Origin of the sequence: Pseudomonas syringae, from assembly GCF_023278085.1 — a bacterium.
Lineage (GTDB): Bacteria > Pseudomonadota > Gammaproteobacteria > Pseudomonadales > Pseudomonadaceae > Aquipseudomonas > Aquipseudomonas syringae_Q.
The window spans coordinates 1,023,355-1,042,828 of record NZ_CP066265.1; the positions used below are offsets into that span (position 1 = coordinate 1,023,355).

The 19,474-nt window shown below is 58.6% G+C and carries 13 protein-coding genes; 3 read left to right on the forward strand and 10 right to left on the reverse strand.

The features are described from left to right. Window positions 1-45 precede the first annotated feature (45 nt). From I9H07_RS04680 to I9H07_RS04690, 3 genes are read right to left on the reverse strand one after another with little or no spacing between them, the layout of a single operon-like run. Window positions 46-1,506 (reverse strand): AdeC/AdeK/OprM family multidrug efflux complex outer membrane factor, encoded by a 1,461-nt coding sequence (locus tag I9H07_RS04680; protein WP_058824422.1) that lies wholly within the window; start codon window positions 1,504-1,506, stop codon window positions 46-48. Continuing rightward, window positions 1,503-4,637, reverse strand: coding sequence for an efflux RND transporter permease subunit (locus I9H07_RS04685; protein ID WP_024673847.1), 3,135 nt, complete (start codon window positions 4,635-4,637; stop codon window positions 1,503-1,505). The genes I9H07_RS04680 and I9H07_RS04685 overlap by 4 nt, the downstream gene beginning before the upstream one ends. A gap of 3 nt (window positions 4,638-4,640) precedes the next feature. Beyond that, window positions 4,641-5,801, reverse strand: a complete 1,161-nt coding sequence (locus I9H07_RS04690; protein WP_058391849.1) for an efflux RND transporter periplasmic adaptor subunit — start codon at window positions 5,799-5,801, stop codon at window positions 4,641-4,643. Between the two features lie 255 nt (window positions 5,802-6,056). Here I9H07_RS04690 and I9H07_RS04695 point away from each other — a divergent pair, with 255 nt between their 5' ends. Further along, window positions 6,057-6,704 carry a TetR family transcriptional regulator gene (locus I9H07_RS04695; RefSeq protein WP_024673845.1) on the forward strand — a complete coding sequence of 216 codons (648 nt, stop codon included), beginning with the start codon at window positions 6,057-6,059 and terminating at the stop codon, window positions 6,702-6,704. 481 nt (window positions 6,705-7,185) lie between these two features. Continuing rightward, entirely contained in the window at window positions 7,186-8,319 is a 1,134-nt protein-coding gene (locus tag I9H07_RS04700) for a DUF3396 domain-containing protein (RefSeq protein ID WP_058391850.1), read from the forward strand. Between the two features lie 14 nt (window positions 8,320-8,333). Here I9H07_RS04700 and I9H07_RS04705 read toward each other — a convergent pair whose 3' ends face one another. Then, window positions 8,334-9,845 (reverse strand): MDR family MFS transporter, encoded by a 1,512-nt coding sequence (locus I9H07_RS04705; RefSeq protein ID WP_058824421.1) that lies wholly within the window; start codon window positions 9,843-9,845, stop codon window positions 8,334-8,336. Window positions 9,846-10,281: 436 nt separating this feature from the next. Here I9H07_RS04705 and I9H07_RS04710 point away from each other — a divergent pair, with 436 nt between their 5' ends. Next, complete coding sequence (locus I9H07_RS04710; protein ID WP_024673842.1) at window positions 10,282-10,521, forward strand: hypothetical protein; 240 nt, start codon at window positions 10,282-10,284, stop codon at window positions 10,519-10,521. Here I9H07_RS04710 and I9H07_RS04715 read toward each other — a convergent pair whose 3' ends face one another. From I9H07_RS04715 to I9H07_RS04740, 6 genes are all read right to left on the reverse strand, one after another. After that, window positions 10,522-11,145 carry a flavin reductase family protein gene (locus I9H07_RS04715; RefSeq protein ID WP_236425365.1) on the reverse strand — a complete coding sequence of 208 codons (624 nt, stop codon included), beginning with the start codon at window positions 11,143-11,145 and terminating at the stop codon, window positions 10,522-10,524. A gap of 138 nt (window positions 11,146-11,283) precedes the next feature. Beyond that, complete coding sequence (locus I9H07_RS04720; protein ID WP_080394560.1) at window positions 11,284-11,643, reverse strand: hypothetical protein; 360 nt, start codon at window positions 11,641-11,643, stop codon at window positions 11,284-11,286. Window positions 11,644-12,069: 426 nt separating this feature from the next. After that, window positions 12,070-13,395: an MFS transporter gene (locus tag I9H07_RS04725; protein ID WP_024673839.1), complete on the reverse strand. Its 1,326-nt coding sequence runs from the start codon at window positions 13,393-13,395 to the stop codon at window positions 12,070-12,072. Between the two features lie 182 nt (window positions 13,396-13,577). Then, on the reverse strand, window positions 13,578-15,212 hold the full coding sequence (locus I9H07_RS04730) for a J domain-containing protein (RefSeq protein ID WP_236425364.1): 1,635 nt from the start codon (window positions 15,210-15,212) through the stop codon (window positions 13,578-13,580). Between the two features lie 5 nt (window positions 15,213-15,217). Continuing rightward, window positions 15,218-16,912 (reverse strand): molecular chaperone HscC, encoded by a 1,695-nt coding sequence (locus I9H07_RS04735; protein ID WP_236425363.1) that lies wholly within the window; start codon window positions 16,910-16,912, stop codon window positions 15,218-15,220. A 77-nt stretch (window positions 16,913-16,989) separates the two neighbouring features. Next, window positions 16,990-19,368 carry a PAS domain-containing protein gene (locus tag I9H07_RS04740; protein WP_236425362.1) on the reverse strand — a complete coding sequence of 793 codons (2,379 nt, stop codon included), beginning with the start codon at window positions 19,366-19,368 and terminating at the stop codon, window positions 16,990-16,992. Between the last annotated feature and the right edge of the window lie 106 nt (window positions 19,369-19,474).

The following is a 19,474-nucleotide window of genomic DNA, read 5'->3' on the forward strand; positions in this document are numbered from 1 at the left end:
CCTGATCAGGTGGGTTTTTTTGGCGCTGCAATCAGAACAGTGCCCTTAGAACAGTTGCACCGAAGGTTTCTCTTTGGAGATGGTTTCGGTCTGCCCGGTCCTTTCATACCAGCCGCCGCCGAGGGCCTTGTACAGATTGACCTCGCTGGTCAGCTGCGACAGGCGATCGGTGATCAGCGTTTGTTGCGCGCTGAACAACGAGCGCTGGGCGTCGAGGAAGGTCAGGTTACTGTCGATGCCGATCCGGTAGCGACGTTCGGCCAGACGGTAGTAGTCCTGGTTGGCCGCGACGAAGTCACGTTGCGCCTGCAGCTGCTCGTCGTAGGTCTTGCGTGAAGCCAGGCCGTCGGACACTTCCTGGAAGGCGGTCTGAATCGCCTTCTCGTAGTTGGCGACGCTGATTTCCTTCTGGATTTTCGAGTAATCCAGGCTGGCACGCAGGCTGCCGGCGTTGAAGATCGGGATGTTGATGCTCGGCTGGAACAGCCAGGTTCCCGAGCCCCCCTTGAACAGGCCAGACAACTCGCTGCTGCCGGTACCGGCACTGGCCGTCAGGCTGATGCTCGGGAAGAACGCAGCACGCGCTGCGCCGATGTTGGCGTTGGCAGCCTTGAGCGTGTGCTCGGCTTGCAGAATGTCCGGACGACGCTGCAACAGGTCGGACGGCAAGCCAGCCGGCATTTCCGTCAGCATGTCGGAATCGAGCAATTGACTGGCTGGCAGGTTGTCGGGCAAGCCGGTGCCAAGCAGCAGCACCAGGCTGTTCTGATCCTGAGCGACCAGGCGCTGGTACTGGGCCAGTCTGGCGCGGGCACTTTCGACGGCGGTGCGCGACTGGCTGAGGTCCAGCGCCGAAGAAACACCGACTTCATTGCTGCGCGAAGTGAGGCGGAAGCTTTCTTCGTAGGTCTTGAGGGTGTCCTGCGTCAGCTTGAGCAGTTCCTTGTCGGCCTGCCAGGTCATGTAGGCATTGGCAACGCTGGCCACCAGACTGATCTGGGTGCTGCGACGTGCTTCTTCAGTGGAGAAGTAGTTTTCCAGTGCCTCTTCACTGAGGCTGCGCACTCGACCAAACAGATCCAGCTCGTAGGCGCTGACGCCCAGCGTTGCCGAATAGCTGCTGGTAATGCCGGCCTGACCAGTCTGCGACTGGCCGGCAGGCACGCGTTGACGGCTGCCGCTGCCGGTTGCCGAAACAGCCGGGAACAGGTCCGCGCGCTGAATGCGGTACTGGGCGCGGTAGGCGTCGATGTTCAGCGCCGCGACCCGAAGGTCACGGTTGTTGAGCAACGCGGTCTGAATCAGCTGTTGCAGCGCCGGATCATTGAAGAAGTGGCGCCAGCCTTGCTCCGCAGCGGCCATTTTGGCCGCCTCGACCGGCGAGTAAGCCGGACCTTGCGGATATTGTGCGGCGACCGGGGCTTCCGGCTGCTTGTACTCGGGGATCAAAGAGCAGCCGCCGAGTATGAACGCGGTAACTGCAAGAGAGATCAATGACTTGCTCATTGGCCAGCCTCATCGTGTGAAATATGTTTCTGCTTGCTCTTGAACAGCCCTGAGATCGAGACGAAGAACAGGGGCACCCAGAAGATCGCCAGAATAACGGCTGTGATCATACCGCCAATTACGCCAGTACCAATCGAATGCTGACTGCCTGAACCCGCACCCGACGAAATCGCCAGCGGCACAACGCCGAGGATGAACGCCATGGAGGTCATGATGATCGGGCGCAGACGCATGCGGCACGCTTCGATCGCGGCCTCGGCAAGGCTCTTGCCCTGTTCGTGCAGCTCTTTGGCGAACTCGACAATCAGGATGGCGTTCTTCGCCGCCAGACCCACCGTCACCAGCAACCCGACCTGGAAGAACACATCGTTGGACAGGCCACGCAGACTGGTCGCCATCAGTGCACCGATGACACCCAGCGGCACCACGAGGATGACCGCGATCGGAATCGACCAGCTTTCATACAGCGCTGCCAGGCACAGGAACACGACCAGCAATGACAGGGCATACAGGGCAGGGGCCTGCGAGCCGGACAAGCGCTCCTCGTAGGACAGACCGGTCCAGGAGATGCCGATACCTTGTGGCAGTTTCTTGGCCAGTGCTTCAACTTCGGCCATTGCATCGCCGCTGCTGTAGCCCGGTGCCGGAGTACCGAGAATTTCCTCTGCCGCCACGCCGTTGTAGCGCGACAGTTTCGGTGAGCCGTAGGACCACTTGCCGCTGGCGAAAGCCGAGAACGGCACCATTTCGCCCGAGCTGTTGCGCACGTACCACTTCTTCAGGTCTTCAGGCGTCATACGCGCACCTGCATCGCCCTGGATGTACACCTTCTTCACCCGGCCACGGTCAATGAAGTCGTTGACGTAGCTGCCACCCAATGCGATGGACAACGTGTTGTTGATGTCCGACAGGGTGATACCCAGCGCGCTGGCGCGTTCGTCGTCGATGATCAACTGGTATTGCGGTTCGTCATTCAGCCCGTTCGGACGCACGCCTGCCAGGATCTTGCTCTGTGCGGCCATGCCGAGGAACTGGTTACGGGCTGCCATCAGTTTTTCGTGACCGACGCCGCCCTGGTCTTGCAGGTAGACGTCGAAGCCTGTTGCGTTACCCAGTTCCAGTACCGAAGGCGGCACAATGGCGAACACCATTGCATCGCGCAGGCTGAAGAAGTAGCCCTGAGCCCGTTTGGCCAGTTCGAAAACGCTGTTGTTCGAATCACGCTCTTCCCACGGCTTGAGCATTACGAACGCGATGGCCGAGCTTTGGCCACGGCCCGCGAAGTTGAAGCCGTTTACCGAGAACACCGACTTCACTGCGCCGCTTTCCTTGGTCAGCAGGTACTCACGCATTTGATCGATGACTTCCTGCGTCCGCTCGGTCGAAGAGCCGGCCGGTGTCTGGATCTGGGCGAAGATGACGCCCTGGTCTTCTTCCGGGAGGAACGCTGCAGGAATCCGCATGAACATGAAGACCATGCCCGCGCAGATCACGATGTACCCCAGATACGACAGCCATTTGTGCTTGAGCATGTTACCGACGCCGCGCTCGTAACTCAGAATGCTGCGGTCGAAGGTGCGGTTGAACCAGCCGAAGAAACCACGCTTGGGCTGACCGTGAGTCTTCTCGTCGATAGGCTTGAGCATGGTAGCGCACAGCGCCGGGGTGAAGATCAGTGCGACCACTACCGACAGGGCCATGGCCGAGACAATGGTGATCGAGAACTGTTTATAGATCACCCCGGTGGAGCCACCGAAGAACGCCATGGGCAACAGAACCGCCGACAGCACCAGCGCAATGCCGACCAGTGCGCCCTGGATCTGGGTCATGGATTTGATCGTGGCGTCACGCGGGGAGAGCTTTTCTTCCTCCATGACCCGCTCGACGTTTTCCACCACCACAATCGCATCGTCCACCAGCAAGCCGATGGCCAGTACCATGCCGAACATGGTCAGGGTGTTGATGGTGAAACCGAAGGCCGCGAGGATGCCGAACGTACCCAGCAATACCACCGGAACAGTCATGGTTGTAATGATGGTTGCGCGGAAGTTCTGCAGGAACAGGTACATCACCAGGAACACCAGCACGATTGCTTCGATCAGGGTGTCAACCACGCCGTTGATCGATTCGCTCACCACTGGCGTGGTGTCATACGGGTAAACCACTTTCATGCCAGGCGGGAAGAACGGCTCCAGCGATGAAACGGTTGCACGGATGGCCTTGGCGGTGTCCAGTGCGTTGGCGCCGGTGGCGAGTTTGATTGCCAGACCGGAGGCCGGTTTGCCGTCGAACTGCGAGTCGGTGCTGTAGTTCTCTGCGCCGAGGCCAACCGTGGCGACGTCTTTCAGGCGAACCTGCGAGCCGTCGGTGTTGACCTTGAGGAAGATGTTGCCGAACTGCTCGGCTGTCTGCAGACGGGTCTTGCCGATGATCGTCGCGTTCAACTGCTGACCGCTGATCGATGGCAGACCGCCCAACTGGCCGGACGATACCTGGACGTTCTGTGCAGTGATGGCGTCTTTCACGTCCACCGGGGTCAGCTGAAAGTTGTTCAGCTTGGCCGGGTCGAGCCAGATGCGCATGGCGTACTGCGAACCGAACACCTGGAAGTCACCTACACCGGAGGTCCGGGAGATCGGGTCCTGCATGTTCGACACAATGTAGTTGGCCAGGTCTTCCTTGCCCATGCTGCCGTCTTCCGACACCAGGCCGATCACCATCAGGAAGTTTTTCACTGCCTTGGTCACGCGGATACCCTGCTGCTGTACTTCTTGCGGCAGCAGCGGGGTGGCCAGGTTGAGCTTGTTCTGGACCTGCACCTGCGCGGTATCAGGGTTGGTGCCCTGATTGAAGGTAGCAGTGATGGTCATGCTGCCGTCGGAGTTACTTTCCGAACTGACATAACGCAGGTTATCGATACCGTTGAGCTGCTGCTCGATGACCTGCACCACGGTGTCTTGCACGGTCTGTGCAGAGGCGCCCGGGTAGGTCACCTGAATGCCGATGGCTGGTGGCGCGATGCTCGGGTACTGGTTGATCGGCAGGCTGGAAATGGACAGCGCGCCGACCAGCATGATCACAAGGGCAATAACCCAGGCAAAAATGGGTCGATCAATAAAAAATTTCGACATGGGTTACTCCCCTTTGCTGCCTGCGGCTTTATCAGTGGCCGGGGCAGGCGCCGGGTTTGCTCCTTTAACGTTGGTCGCTTCGGCGACTTTCACTTCTGCACCGGGTTTGACGTATTGCAGGCCTTCGGTGATGACCCGATCACCTTCTTTCAGGCCGTCTTCGATCAGCCAGTCGCTGCCCACGGTGCGGTTGGCCACCAGAGTGCGCATCTCAACCTTGTTGTCCTGATTGACCACCATGGCAGTCGGCGTGCCTTTCAGATCACGGGTCACACCTTGTTGCGGTGCCAGAATGGCTTTCGAATTGACGCCAGCCTGCAATTGCGCATGAACGAACATGCCAGGCAGCAGGCGGTGTTCAGGGTTCGGGAAGACTGCGCGCAGCGTCACGGAGCCCGTGGTCTGGTCTACCGACACTTCGGAAAACTCCAGTTTGCCTTCCTGGGCGTAAACGCTGCTGTCTTCCAGGGTCAGCTTGACCTTGGCCGCGTTGTCGCCTGACTTCTGCAGCTTGCCGCTGTCCAGGTCATTGCGCAGCTTGAGCATGTCGGCCGATGACTGCACCACGTCCACGTAGATCGGGTCGAGTTGCTGAATGGTTGCCATTGCGTCGGTCTGAGCGCTGCTTACCAGTGCGCCTTCAGTTACCGCAGAACGACCGATACGGCCGGAAATCGGCGCCAGCACCTTGGTGTAGCGCAGGTTGATCTGAGCGGTCTGCAGGGCTGCCTGAGCTTCCATGGTCGAGGCCTGAGCGGTGTCGTATTCCTGACGGCTGACCGCCTGCTCGCTGACCAGTTGCTTGTAGCGATCAGACATCGACTTGGCCGACTGCAAGGTCGCTTTCGCGCTGTTGGCGTTGGCTTCATAGACCGCCGGGTCAATTTGATACAGCTGCTGTCCGGCCTTGACGTCGCCGCCTTCGGTAAACAGACGCTTGAGAATGATGCCGTTGACCTGAGGGCGGACCTCGGCCACGCGGAATGCAGTGGTCCGGCCCGGTAACTCGGTGGTCAGGGTATAGGGCTGTGCTTTGAGGGTAACGACGCCGACCTGAGGGGTTTGCGCAGGCGGGGCCGCCTGTTCCTTCTTGCTACAGCCACTGAGCAGGGTTGCCAGGGCGATGGCAGTGACCAGAACGGTAACAGCTGGCTTGAATTGCATGAAGATCCTCGGGGCAGGAGCCTGTTATCTCAACAGTATGTTGAAGTGTAAAAAAATATTTCGGCTAGATAAGTAGCATGCTAAGGAATATACTTACATTCGCGGTTGTTTGTAAACACCCGCGATGCGCATTCGGCCACTATCCAGTGTGCCGACAGCCGATTCGGGACAAGGCGAGACAAATGCCGCCCGGTTTTGTATCCAGGCATGCAGCCAGTCAGGTGCCTGAGGTGAATTTCTTGAGGTTTTATTGCCATGGTTCGTCGCACCAAAGAGGAAGCCCAGATTACCCGCAGCCAGATACTGGAGGCCGCCGAACAGGCTTTTTATGAGCGAGGCGTTGCCCGTACCACGCTGGCTGACATCGCGACCCTTGCCGGTGTGACGCGGGGTGCCATCTATTGGCACTTCAACAATAAGGCCGATCTGGTCCAGGCGATGCTCGACAGCCTGCAGGAACCGCTCGACGAAATGGCCCAGGCCAGTCAGAGCGAGGAGGAGGAAGACCCGCTGGGGTGCATGAGGAATCTGTTGATTCATTTATTTCATGAGCTCGCACTGGACCCGAAAACCCGTCGCATCAATGAAATCCTTTTCCATAAATGCGAGTTTACTGACGAGATGTGTGATTTTCGTCGTCAACGGCAGGAAAACGCCATTCAATGCCATGAGCGGATCAACCTGGGGCTGCGCAACGCCGTACGCCAGGGGCAGCTGCCACAGGGCCTGGATACCGCACGTGCAGCCGTCGCCATGTTTGCCCACATCAACGGCATCATCTATCAATGGTTGCTGGTGCCCGACAGTTTCTCGTTACCTGAAGAGGCCGAGCAAATGGTCGATGTGTGTCTGGACATGCTTCGCTATAGCCCGGCCTTACGCGTAAGGGCTGTTGCTGCCTGAAAAAGTGACGGTGCATGAAGCCTGCCGGTTTCCTGGTGCACCGACCTTTCTCACAAAGGCTAACTCCATTCCTTGCTTCGCATACAGCCTATTTGCCGGCTGTTTATCTGTTCGGCCCGACCCTGTCCGTTTATTACGACCAATTGACCTGCGGCTTACAAAAGTTTTGTAGGAAACGAGTAGGACATTTCCCGATACATGTAGCTGATTTCCCAAAGTAATTTCCGACTATTGCTCCGTGGGAAAACTCCCTTCACTCTTCGCCTCCTGAAAAAACAGAAGAGAGGAAGGTTGCATGCTTTTGCCGAATCTTGCGCCGATGTGTCCCGAAATTGACCACAGCTCCGCCGATGTCCATCCGGGCGGGGCAGGTCGTGCCTGTCGTGCGTCCAGACGCACACAGCAGGTAACCGAAACGCGCAAGACGGCTTCAGGCAATGGCGCTACCCGATCCACCAATGGACTGAAAGGAGGGCAGGTAATGTCGGACAGCGGATCTGATGCTGTGAGGTTTTTGAACAGTATCGGACAACAATCCGGACCTGTTTCGGTAGATTCGATATCGGGGACGCCGGTCATACGACTGGGTTTGATAACCACCTTGTACTTCCGTGACGGTCACAGCCTGGAGGCCAGACGACGGATCGAAGGCTGCTTCGCACGCTTTTACGAAACCTTCAGACCGAAGCTCAAATGGCAGCTGTTCAAGCGCATGCGTCGCCTGACTTCGTCGGCGTTTGCCGCGACTTGCCGGCAGGTTGTGGAAAGCTCGCCAGACGAGCAGTTCACCTGGTCGATTGCCAGCGCTACTCAGGCCGAGGTCGCGATGTATAGCCTGTTTGTGATGAACACCCCGGAAGGGCAGGCCGAGAATGACCGGTCGTGCCTGAAGATGGTGTTGCCCTGGTCCTACCTGAATGAGCCTGACGGCCTGAAAAACTACGAAACCTGGATCAGGTACCTGAGCAGCGAAGTGCGGGCCGAACACGGTTACGGGGGGCTGGCCTGTGTTCTGCCTTGTGATGGTCACCAGTATTTACCGTGGGAATATCGTCTGGCTCAGGAATACATCGGGCTGATGGTCGATCCGGGGCCGCATATAGAAAGCCTGCGCCTGCTGGATCGCATCAAGGGCGTCAGTTGGTACACCGTACTGGGTGATTCTTTCGTCAGGCAGTTGGGCGGAAGCGATCAAATGCGCGGGCAGATGAGCGCGCACAGCGATATCGTTTTTCACAGTTACCGCAATGGCCTGCTGATTCGTGCTGGCGCGTCGCCCGAGCTGGGTGGTAGAGGCCTGCCGCCGCCGCAGTCTTACGTAACGGTCAACAGAATGATCAAGCCGATCCGCTTGCAGGACACCGGCAACCTTCATCCTTATCTGGCCCCGGCGCTCGGTTTCACCGAAGAGACCACGGCGCAGTGGTATGCGCGGTTCGATGAAAAGCCCTTGCCGCCGGTCGACGCAGGGCAGGCCTGCCCGCGATCAGGTTGCTGGTTCAGCAGCGCACAGTTTGGCTCTCGACGGCATTTCGACGAGGGCGAAATCATGCCGGCCTTCGCCCATGTAAAAAACAGGAAAACCCAGTGGTTCTGGGCCGGATTATCGTCCTGAGTCTGGAAGGCCGCTCAGTCCCGGCCGCGCAACAGTGTGTTGGGCATGGCCCAGGCCGCCGCCAGACCTAACAGTGAAATGGCTGCGCTGGTGATCAGCAGGTTTCTGAAGGTCAGCCCCAGTTCGGCCCGCAAGGTATCCAGTGCTGGCCCGGTTGCCGCATTGAGGCTGTCGAGCAGCACGTTGCCGGAACCGCTTTCGCCGCCAGCCGCCGCTGCGCCAGCCACTGCAGTTCCCGACAGCGCTACGCCCGTGTGTTGCAGCATTGCCAGCAACAGCGCCGACATCAGGGCCACTCCGACGGCGCCACCCAGTGAGCGGAACAGATTGGTTGTGCTGGTCGCTACGCCCATGTCCTTGATCTGCACCGCGTTCTGGGTGCCGACCAGGGAAGTGGGAAATTGCATGCCGGTTGCGACGCCGGTCAGGATCATGAACAGGCTCATCAGCACAATCGACTGTGGCGGCGTGAAGGCCATCGCCAGAATGGCGACCGGCATGAGCAGCGCGCCAGTCAGGATCAGCGGCTTGTATCGGCCGGTCTGTGCGGTGCGTCGTCCCGCAAAATAAGCCCCCATCGGCATGCCGATTGCCAGTGGCAGCATGTGCAGGGCTGCGCTGTCGGCGCCACCGCCGGTAACGGTCTGGTAGCGCAGCGGCATCAGGACAATCAGGGAAATGGCCTGGAAGCTGGTGAAAAACACCGTACACCAGCAGAGCACTGCGCTGCGGTTGGTAAACAGATGCATGGGCAGCAAAGGCTCGGGGGCGCGACGCTCGTACCAGACGAAAACCGCCAGCGCCAACAGGGCGGTGCCCAGCAGCAATTGAACCTGAGTATGGCCCAGGTTCAGGCCCTGACCGATTTCGGTGATACCCAGCAGCAGCGCCGTCAGGCCGATGATCATCAGCACAGTGCCCAGATAGTCGATGACCGGCTTGCGCTGGGGAATGGGCAGACCGTTGAGGGTCCGGTAGGCGACGATCAACGCAGCGGCTCCCAACGGCAGGTTGATCAGAAACACCCAGCGCCAGGACAGGTATTCAGTCATCAAACCGCCCAGTACCGGGCCTGCGACGCTGGCAACAGCGTACATGCTGCTGAAATAACCCTGATAGCGACCGCGCTCACGAGGCGGAACGATATCGGCGATGATTGCCTGGCTCACTGACACCATGCCGCCTGCGCCAATCCCTTGCAGCACGCGCGCCAGCACCAGTTGCTCCATGCTTTGCGCAACACCGCAGAACAGCGAAGCCAGCGTGAACAGGCCGAGTCCGAACAGCATCAGCTTGCGTCGCCCGTAAAGGTCGCCCAGCTTGCCGTAGATAGGAACCGCCACGGTCAGCGCGACCATGTAGGCGGAGATAACCCACGCCAGCAGGTCGATGTCCCTGAACTGGGCGGAAATGGCAGGCATCGACACAGCGACGATGGTCTGATCCAGCGCGCTGAGCAGGACAGCCATCATCAGCGCGAACAAAATGCTGCGAATGGCGGGCGGCGTTTGAGTAAGACTGGTCAAGGCTCAACCTGATGGCAGTGTTGACCCGCCGCAAGCGTGGCGGGAGAAGTCTGGCCAGTCTAATCCGATAGCTTGCTAATCGATAGCTGCCTTTGCTGAATGGCGATAAGCATCATCGCAAAGCGCTGAAGCTTGCATCGAGCGGCGCGCAATGGCCGAACGTGCAGTTGGCAGATCCCGTGGCCTGCCGGGACAGTTCGTTTTGATACGCACCGGCAGCGTATACGGCCAGGACCGCGAGAATACCGATGGCCGCCATACATCTTCTTGTTATTACTTTCATGACGCACTCCTTGCTTTACCTACAGAGCAGCTTGAAAGATCTGATTGAAGTGTAGGACAAGAAAGCGCTTCAGGCGGGACGATATTCGTACCGCACACCAAGGGAATGACCGGTTAGAATTCGCGTTTTGATTGATCGGCAGGTTAAGGGCACATGGCGCGCAAGGAATACAACGGGTTTGAAGTGGTTTCTGCGGTAATACCGTCGGAACAGGAGGGTTACAGTGCCGCAGTTGCTGTCAAGTCCTTGGCAGCAGGTGGGGCGCCGCGCTTCCACGCGATATTGCCAGGGCAGAAATTCAAGACTGCTCACGACGCCGATCTGGCCGCCGTCCAGGAACTGGAGCGGCTGATCGGCGTGGATCAAGAGGGTGAACCGGTGTGGGCTTGCTGATCAGGCACCTGGACGAAACATTTTGAACAGCGCTTCCGGCCCAAGCTGGAAGTAATCGGCCGGGCCACCACCGCGCAGAATCGGTTCTGCGGCAGCCGTGTCATAGATGCCGTCTTTGAGCAGCGACTTGTCGATGTGCACCGCAACCACTTCGCCCAGAATCAGCCAGCTCGGCACCAGCTCCTTGTCCGCCCGTTGCAATTGAATGATCTGCGTGACCTTGCATTCGAAAGACACCGGCGTTTCCAGCACGCGCGGCACCGAGACAATGTGCGATGCCAGCGGCGTCAGGTTCGCCAGTTCGAACTCGCTCACGTCCGGCGCTACCGGAGCACAGCTCTGATTCATGGCCTCGGCCAGCGAGCGGGTCGCCAGGTTCCAGACAAACTCGCCCGTCTGCTCGATGTTATTGAGGCTGTCCTTGCGTCCGACGCTGCAGAATCCGATGATCGGGGGCACGTAGTTGAACGCGTTGAAGAAGCTGTAAGGCGCGAGATTCAGCTTGCCGTTGGGATCCTGTGAGGAGATCCAGCCAATCGGGCGTGGACCTACAATCGCGTTGAACGGGTCGTGCGGCAGGCCGTGCCCCCTGGATGGCTCGTAGGAGTGAATAGCGTCTGACATGCTCGGTTCCTGATGGCTCATGGTAGAGGTGAACATAGTGCTGCGCATTGGCGACGGATGCCAGAGTCACGTGTGTTTCTGTCCTGGCCAGAAACGAAGAAGCCCGGCATAGCCGGGCCTGGGGTGTTGCTTGAGTGATCAGCTCAGGCGGTTTGCACCAACGTGATCAGCGCCATCAGCGGCCAGACGGTTTGCACCGACATGATCAGCGCCATCAGCAGCTTGACGATTGGCGCCTACACGATCAGCACCATCAGCGGCCAGACGATTTGCACCGACGTGATCAGCGCCGTCGGCAGCCTGACGGTTTGGACCTACACGATCTGCGCCATCAGCTGCTACACGGATCGAGCCGACGTTAGTATGTTTGGTCCCGCCTTCAGCAACGATGGTTGCTTTGGACATGTCGTTGTGGACTGTATCGACTGCTGGAAGAGCGAACGCGCTCGACGCCAGAACAGAGAAGGCCAGGCCGAAGATCAGTTTGTTGGTTTTCATGAGGGTGTCTCCAAGTAATGTCGGGTGAGTTGTCATCCCGGTATGGAGGCAATGCTACGCGCCAGCGGATTATTAAGAAGTTAATAGGATTGCTAGCGATCATCGCTAAAAATGATAGTAGGCCGTAACGCGCTGATTTCGGGCCTTGCCTGCCGAATTGCATTGTTGTGGTGCAATTCCTGAAAAGTCTTGTAATAAAGCCTGTTGACAAAATAGAAGTGCTGTCTATTCAAGAGGTTGTTGCTGAAAATCAGGCAAATAACGCACCGTACTGAAACGCTTTGTTTCAGGTGCCCTATGAGAGAAGGCGTTTTTATATGGGAGTTATATCGATGTGGGCAATGATACTGATCGTTATAAGGGGGCCTGATGACGCTCGTGCCTGCGCAGAACGCAGGCACGAGAATCGTCGCAATCGTTATCAGATCAGTCAGTTTCGATCCGCGAATGCTTACGTGTGTCTTTCATGAACACATACACCAGCAGCGAGCAGGCGATGCACGCGGTGACGTACCAGTAATAGCCCGTCTCCATACCTACACTCTTGAACCACAGTGCAATGTATTCCGCAGTGCCACCGAAGATCGATACGGTCAGTGCGTAAGGCAGACCGACACCCAGTGCGCGAATTTCGGTAGGGAACAGTTCGGCTTTCACCACTGCGTTGATCGACGTGTAGCCGCTGACGATGATCAGCGCCGCCATGATCAGGAAGAACGCGCCCCACCAGGTCTGAATGGTGTGCAACGTGGTCAGGATCGGCACTGTGCACAACGTACCCAATACGCCAAAGGCAATCAGGATCGGACGTCGACCGACCTTGTCGGACAGCGCCCCGACCACCGGTTGCAGCAGCATGAACAGAAACAGCGTCGCTGCCGATATCGAGGTCGAGTCGGTGATGCTCATGCCGACGGTGTTGACCAGATACTTCTGCATATACGTGGTGTAGGTATAGAAGGCCAGGGTGCCGCCCATGGTCAGGCCGACCACTGTCATCAATTCCTTGGGATGACGCATCAACGTGCGCATCAGGCTTTCCTTGCGCTTCTCCTTCTTTTTGCGGGTGAATGACTCGGTCTCTTCCATGCCACGACGCAGGAACAACGCCACGACTGCGCACAAGGCGCCGATGACAAACGGAATGCGCCAGCCCCAGGCATACAGCTGTTCAGTGGTGAGGGTTTGTTGCAGCACGATCAGCACACCCAGCGCGATGAGCTGGCCGGAAATCAGCGTGACGTACTGGAAGCTGGAGAAGAAGCCGCGACGCTCCTTGGTCGCCATTTCACTGAGGTAGGTCGCCGAGGTGCCGTATTCGCCGCCGACCGAAAGGCCCTGCAGCAATCGGGCGAATACCAGCAGGATCGGTGCGCCGACGCCGATGCTTTCATAGCCCGGTGTCAGGGCAATGATCAGCGAGCCGAAACACATCAGCAGCACCGAGGCCATCAGCGCAGCCTTGCGGCCCTTGTAGTCGGCATACAGCCCCATCAGCCAGCCACCAATCGGCCGCATCAGAAAGCCGACGGCGAAGATTGCGGCGGTGTTGAGCAGTTGCGCGGTGGTGTCGCCTTTGGGGAAGAACGCTTTGGCGAAGTACAGCGAGAAAGCGGCGTAGACGTACCAGTCGTACCACTCGACCATGTTGCCGACCGAGCCACTGAAGATCGATTTAAGACGGCTGGAAGTGGTTTTTGGACCTGCGGCAGTAGCCGCCGACCCGTTGGAGGCGGGATTGGAGGTTTCCATGGTGTTCCTTGATTTCATTATTTTTAGAAGGAGGCATTCAATGCCCTGACCCGTTCCATAGCAGGAGCTGTGCCACACCATGAGGGCTTGGACTAGAGCGGTCGCGAGAGCGCGGTAAGCAAGAATCCGCTTATCGACGCAGCGCGCGTAGGCGGATTCTTGCTGACAGGAAGGCGGAACAACTAATGACCGCGTGCCGGTCCGAACGCAATCACTGCTCCGACAAAGGCGAGCATCAGGCCCATGAGGATCATGATCCCTCTGAACGTGTTCCTGGCGCAGAAGGCTTTTACTCCGTGCCAACCTCCGGTACGAGCCGCAACAGCGTCTTGAAAGAGGGAAATCCGGTAGGGTGACAGGGCGATCCATGACGCCAGGCCAGCGCTGAACAGCGCTAAGAGCAAAAGTCCTTCCTGTATACAGGCGGCCCCGATGGTGACCACCGGAATACCATGGCGCAGCAGCAGAGCCTGGTAGCCAGGCCAGCTCAGCCAGCCGGGCAGCAGGCGTTCACTCCAGCGCTTGTCCACGGTCTTGAAGCTTTCGCTGACAGGCCCCCAGAGGGTCATGACCATGTAGCTGATAAGCAAGAAAAGTACGGGGGCGCTCAACGCAATGCCGATTACTTCATACCAGGCGACGTCAGCTCTCGAACGGTCCAGCGAGGCCGTTATAAATATCGCCAGTGCACCGAACAGATAGGCCCTGAGGTTCGGATTGAACGACGCCTGCTCAGGCAGTTTTCGCCAGGACTGCACATCAGCGTCCGGAAATAACTCCATGGCCTCCGGAAAACGATGGATCAGATCAGACGTGAGCGTCTCGCAGGCTTGCCAAAGCGCTTGATCACCGTGTCTTGCCAGGCGCAGTCGTTCATTCAGTGGCGGAGGCTGCAGTATCAAGTGCGCTGCGGTCGCTTCAGGGCTGTCTGCCGGCCCTTCGAGCCATTGATGCAGACGTGTGATGAAGGCCTTGCTTTCACAGCGCTGGACCAGGTTCATCCACAACGACATCGGTCCGGAATGCACATCATGTTTCTGATCCCAGTCAAACAGGGCGCTCAGGCGTTCGAACAACGCAGGTGACCAGTGAGGGTTGTTGAGCAGCAGCGACATGGTCCATTGCTCCAGTTGCTCCTGACGATCAAAGGACGCCAGCCATGGCTGCTGTTGAAGTGCTTTCAGTGCATCGAGAAAGGCGCGCTCTTCATTTTTTCCAAGCAACGCGTGCAACGGCTGGAGCGAGCTTTCCAGCAACGCCTGGGTCAGCCGGTGCGACTGGTGCGCCCTGAGTTGCACCTTCTGCCAGGGTGTCAGCCAGCGCAGTTGTTCAACCGCAGCCTTGATCAGCGGCAGGGTGCCTTCCGGGTCCAGCAGGCAGCGGCGAGCCAGGTGCTGTTGAAAAACCTCGTCGCAGCCTTGGTCCCGGGCGAGCTGGTGTTGTGAATGCAGGTTCTCCGGCGTGGTCCGAGACGCTTGCTCGTACCAGCTCAACTCGATCGCCGGGCGCACCAGAGGATAAGCACTGTCAACGTCTGGCAGTGCTTGCTCATCGTCTGGCTGGACGATGGGTGCAGGCTTGTGCAGCGTCAGCGACTCTGGTGCCTGGTCTGCGAACGACCAGGCACCAGAACCCTCGTTGTCGTATTCGATACGGTTTCGAGCCCGCTCCAGGGCCTGCTCGTAAGCGTCGCGCAGCCTCTGGAAGGCGACAGGATCGTCGTCAGGCCGAGTGGTTTTCAGCCGCTTGGCGTATTGCCGTTTGATGCTGCGCTCGTCGGCGTCGTCCTGCAGTTCCAGTACGCTCCAGCAATCCATTGCAATCACCATTCACCCCGTTCAAAACGGTCTGCTTCCTGTTCGAGCTGCTTGCGCACTTCATTGATCTGCCGGTCATCCTGCGTTTCCAGGACGCGCTGGAATTGCGCCGCCCAGACGCCGATGGTTTCACGGGCTTCGCCCAGATACTCCTGATAGAGCCGTTCCAGCCGGGCGGTCAGGTGAGTATTGACCTGCCGTTCGCGGGGATGGACCTTGAGCGCTTCCAGCACTTTGAGGCGTTCCTTGATCTCGGCCGGGGTCATGACGCCGGGGTTGTTCTCGATCACCAGCTTGTGGCTCTCGCCCGTCATCTGGATAAGCACGTCGGCTTCCAGCAGACCGTTGTTATCGTAGGTGAAGCGCACGTCCAGTTCGACCTCGCCAGCCTTGGCCTTGGGGACGGGAATGTTCAGTTCGCCCAGTGCGATGTTGTCTTTGACCAGACGACTTTCGCCTTGAAAGATCCTCAGCAGCACGTGTTCCTGATTGTCGGCAACGGTGTTCACGGTGCGAACCCGGCTGACCGGCACCACGCTGTTGCGCTCGATGATCGGCAGGTAATGACCAGCCTGATAGCCATTGAACACGTATTGCGTGGTTTCGATACCCAGTGTGTAAGGGCACACGTCGGTCAGCACGACTTCTTCCAGCGCCGCATCGCGCTGCTTGAGGGCTGCCTGAATCGCAGCACCTTGCGCGACCACTTCATCCGGGTTGAGGGTGATGGCCGGAAAACGCCCGAACATCCCCGCGGCCAGCTTGCGGATCAGTGGCATACGCGTGGTGCCGCCCACCAGCAGGATCTCGTCGAGATCGGCGACGCGAATTTTCGCGTCACGCAAGGCGCGTTCAATCGGCGTACGCAGCCGGGCCAGCAACGGCGCAAACTGCTCGGTCATCTGCTCCTGGGTGATGGTCTTGCGCCATTCCCGATCGGCATGGCGCAGCACGAAGTCGGCGCCGTCATCCTGCCCCAGCGCCTTGCGCACACGTTCGGCCTCACGCCGTAGCGAGGGGCTCACCAGTTCCTTGGCCGGGAAGTCACTCTCGTCGCGGTGCAGGTCCAGGAAGTGTTCGACCAGCAAGCGATCGAAGTCCTCACCGCCCAGAAAGTTGTCACCTGCGCTGGCACGCACTTCCATCACGCCGTCGAACAGCTCAAGAATCGAAATATCGAACGTCCCGCCGCCCAGGTCAAAGACCAGAAACGAGGTTTCGCCTTCCTTCTGGTGCAGTCCGTAAGCCAGCGCTGCGGCCGTTGGCTCGTTGATGAGTTTTTCGACTTTGAGCCCTGCCAGTTCACCGGCGATACGCGTGGCCTTGCGCTGAGCATCGCTGAAGTACGCGGGGACGCTGATCACCGCTTCGGTGACCGGCTCGCCGAACGCACGCTCGACATCGGCTTTCAGGCTCTTGAGGACCAGCGAGGAGAGTTCTTCCGGGCGATAGGTTTCGGTGCCCAGGCGGATCTCCTGAGCACTGCCCATGTAGCGCTTGAACAACGCTGTGGTTTTCTGCGGATGGGTCTGCAGGCGTTCGCGAGCCGCCTTGCCGACCAGAATCTGTCCCTCATCGTCCAGCCCGACAACGCTTGGGGTGAGCGTTTCACCCAGGGCATTGGTCACCAGCTGGCTGCTGCCGTCGCGCCATACGGCTACCAGGCTGTTAGTGGTGCCCAGATCAATACCGACGATCATTTCAAAAATGCTCCGTGCTTAAAATGTGGCGTGATTCTAAATCAAGGCGTTTTTCGATGCCTGCAAACGCGTGCTGATTACTTCTGTTCCCCGCTGCGGCGCACAGCCTTGTGCAGAAGGGCTGCCAGATCATCTCTGGAATAGGGCTTTTGCAACAGATCGAAACGATGCGTTTCGTCCTGAGCAATAGTGGCAAATTCGGTGCTGTAGCCAGTGGTCAGAACCACTGGCATCCATGGATAGCGCGCTTCGATTTCGGCGTACAGCTCCAGTCCGCTCATCCCCGGCATGGCGATATCCGAAAACACCACATGGAAGTTTTCAGGGTTACCGGACAGCTCTTGCAGTGCCTCGCGGGCGCTGGATACCCAGAGCACCTGAAAGCCCAACTGTTCCAGCATCGGACGAGTGTAGGTGCCGATGTCCTGATTGTCTTCGACCATCAATACGCACAGGCCAGGCGGCGCGGAGAGCACGCTGTTTTCATTTTCCGGGATGATTTCATGACTTTGTGCGCTGGGCAGGCATAACGTGAAGCGGCTACCGCTGCCCAGTTCACTCTCGACCAGCACTTCGCCGCCCGATTGCTTGGCAAAGCCGAAGACCTGCGACAGGCCCAGCCCGGTGCCCTGGCCAATACTCTTGGTGGTGTAGAACGGCTCGAAGATCAGCCCCAGTTTGTCTTTGGGGATGCCCGACCCGGTATCGGTCAAAGACACCGTCACGTAGTCGCCTTCGCTGAGCGAAGGGGCCAGCTCGCTGGAAGGGCAGGCCGAGCGGTCGACCTTGATGGTCAGACGACCCGAACCCGCCATGGCATCGCGTGCATTGACCACCATGTTGACCAGCGCGGTATCGAACTGGCTGCCATCGGCGAAGATAAAGCAGGGCTCTACAGGCACGTCGATGTGAACCTGAATGCGCGAGCCGGTAAGGGTGTCCATCATCTCGCCGATCCGTGCCACGCTTTTGCAGACATCGAAGACTTCTGGCTGCAATGCCTGACGGCGGGCAAAGGCCAGCAGTTGTCCGGTCAGACGAGCCGCGCGGTCGACTGTACTGGAAATGGCTTCCACATATTTAATGCGGCGCAGTTCGTCGAGGCTGGTGGATTTCAGCAGGTCGCTGCAGGAGCGGATAACGGTCAGCAGATTGTTGAAATCGTGCGCTACGCCGCCGGTCAACTGGCCGATGGCTTCCAGTTTCTGGGCCTGATGAAGTGCTTCCTGGGAAACCCTCAATGCCTCGTTGGCGGCTTCTTCGGCCTGGATATCACGGCCAACGGCGTGAATGAATTCCTTGTCCGGCACAGCGGTCCAGGCGATGGTCCGGTATGAACCGTCCTGGTGACGGTAACGGTTCTTGAAATGGGGGATGGTCTGACCGTTTTCCAGCCCGCTCATGGCGGCGAGGGTGCTGTCGATATCGTCCGGATGCACCAGCGCGAGGAATTGACTGTCGAGCAATTGTTCTTCCGACCAGCCCAGCGCCTGAGTCCATGCCGGATTGACCGCTGAAATGATGCCGTCAAATTGCGCGACCAGCATCAGATCAGTAGACAACCGCCAGATGCGGTCGCGATCCTGGGTGCGTTCGATCACACGCTGCTCCAGGGTTTCGTTCAGCGAAAGCAGTGCTTCTTCCGCATCCCTGAGCTGGGTCATGTCCCTGGACACGCAGAGGATTTTTTCCGGCTTGCCGTCTTTGCCGAAAATCGGGCTGACCTGCACATGCCACCATTTGACATTGCCACCCATTGTTTGCGCCGAGCCCATGAAACTGGCGCTCTGCCCGGCACGGGCGGCTTCGACGGCGGCGATGGCATCCAGATTGCCCTGGTTCTGCCAGAAGTCCGGCCACGGACAGCCGCGAATTGCGTTGAAATCGCTGACTTCCATGATCTGCTGACCGCCCTCGCTCATGAAGGTGAGGCGCGAGTCGAGATCCAGTACTTTGATGCAGTCGTTGATGCTCGACAAAACGCGGTCGGTAAACGCTTCGTTTTCATTTTGCCGGGCTGCGGCGAGGACCTGAGCAGTGGTTTCGTTGACCCGGCTGAATACGCCCTCGATCTGCCCTGTGTCGCCGTAGAGGGGGGAGTAGGAAAGCGACCACCAGGTCTGTACGGATTTGCCATTGCGGATGACGGTGCGCTGAATGTCGTCAGACTTGCAACTGTGCCCGGCGAGCGCCTGCTCGGCCAAAGGGCGAACCGCTTCCCATGCATCGCCCCACACGGACGCGATGGAGTGCCCCTGTGCCTGTTGTGCCTCGACGGGCAGGACCGGGCAGTAGGCATCGTTGAAAAACAGTGTGAAATCCCGTCCCCAAAGCAAGTACATGCTGTCCGGGCAACTGAGCATCAGGTTCATCGAAGACAACAAGGCCGCAGGCCACGTGTGCTTCGGCCCCAGTGCAGATGTCGACCAGTCTGTCTCTCGGATAAGCCGGCCCATTTCGCCGCCTCCCAGTGGGAGGTCGAGGGGAGTATTCACGGTAGAAAAGGCCCCATCTTTCGGACTGCTAAAGTGAGCTGAATGGTTAAAGCAGGAATAATGTCAT

Bases quoted from the DNA above. Each gene is read 5' to 3' on its own strand.
- I9H07_RS04680 (WP_058824422.1), bottom strand. From the start codon at position 1,506: ATGAGCAAGTCATTGATCTCTCTTGCAGTTACCGCGTTCATACTCGGC.
- I9H07_RS04685 (WP_024673847.1), bottom strand. From the start codon at position 4,637: ATGTCGAAATTTTTTATTGATCGACCCATTTTTGCCTGGGTTATTGCC.
- I9H07_RS04690 (WP_058391849.1), bottom strand. From the start codon at position 5,801: ATGCAATTCAAGCCAGCTGTTACCGTTCTGGTCACTGCCATCGCCCTG.
- I9H07_RS04695 (WP_024673845.1), top strand. From the start codon at position 6,057: ATGGTTCGTCGCACCAAAGAGGAAGCCCAGATTACCCGCAGCCAGATA.
- I9H07_RS04700 (WP_058391850.1), top strand. From the start codon at position 7,186: ATGTCGGACAGCGGATCTGATGCTGTGAGGTTTTTGAACAGTATCGGA.
- I9H07_RS04710 (WP_024673842.1), top strand. From the start codon at position 10,282: ATGGCGCGCAAGGAATACAACGGGTTTGAAGTGGTTTCTGCGGTAATA.
- I9H07_RS04715 (WP_236425365.1), bottom strand. From the start codon at position 11,145: ATGTCAGACGCTATTCACTCCTACGAGCCATCCAGGGGGCACGGCCTG.
- I9H07_RS04720 (WP_080394560.1), bottom strand. From the start codon at position 11,643: ATGAAAACCAACAAACTGATCTTCGGCCTGGCCTTCTCTGTTCTGGCG.
- I9H07_RS04725 (WP_024673839.1), bottom strand. From the start codon at position 13,395: ATGGAAACCTCCAATCCCGCCTCCAACGGGTCGGCGGCTACTGCCGCA.
- I9H07_RS04730 (WP_236425364.1), bottom strand. From the start codon at position 15,212: ATGGATTGCTGGAGCGTACTGGAACTGCAGGACGACGCCGACGAGCGC.
- I9H07_RS04735 (WP_236425363.1), bottom strand. From the start codon at position 16,912: ATGATCGTCGGTATTGATCTGGGCACCACTAACAGCCTGGTAGCCGTA.
- I9H07_RS04740 (WP_236425362.1), bottom strand. From the start codon at position 19,368: ATGGGCCGGCTTATCCGAGAGACAGACTGGTCGACATCTGCACTGGGG.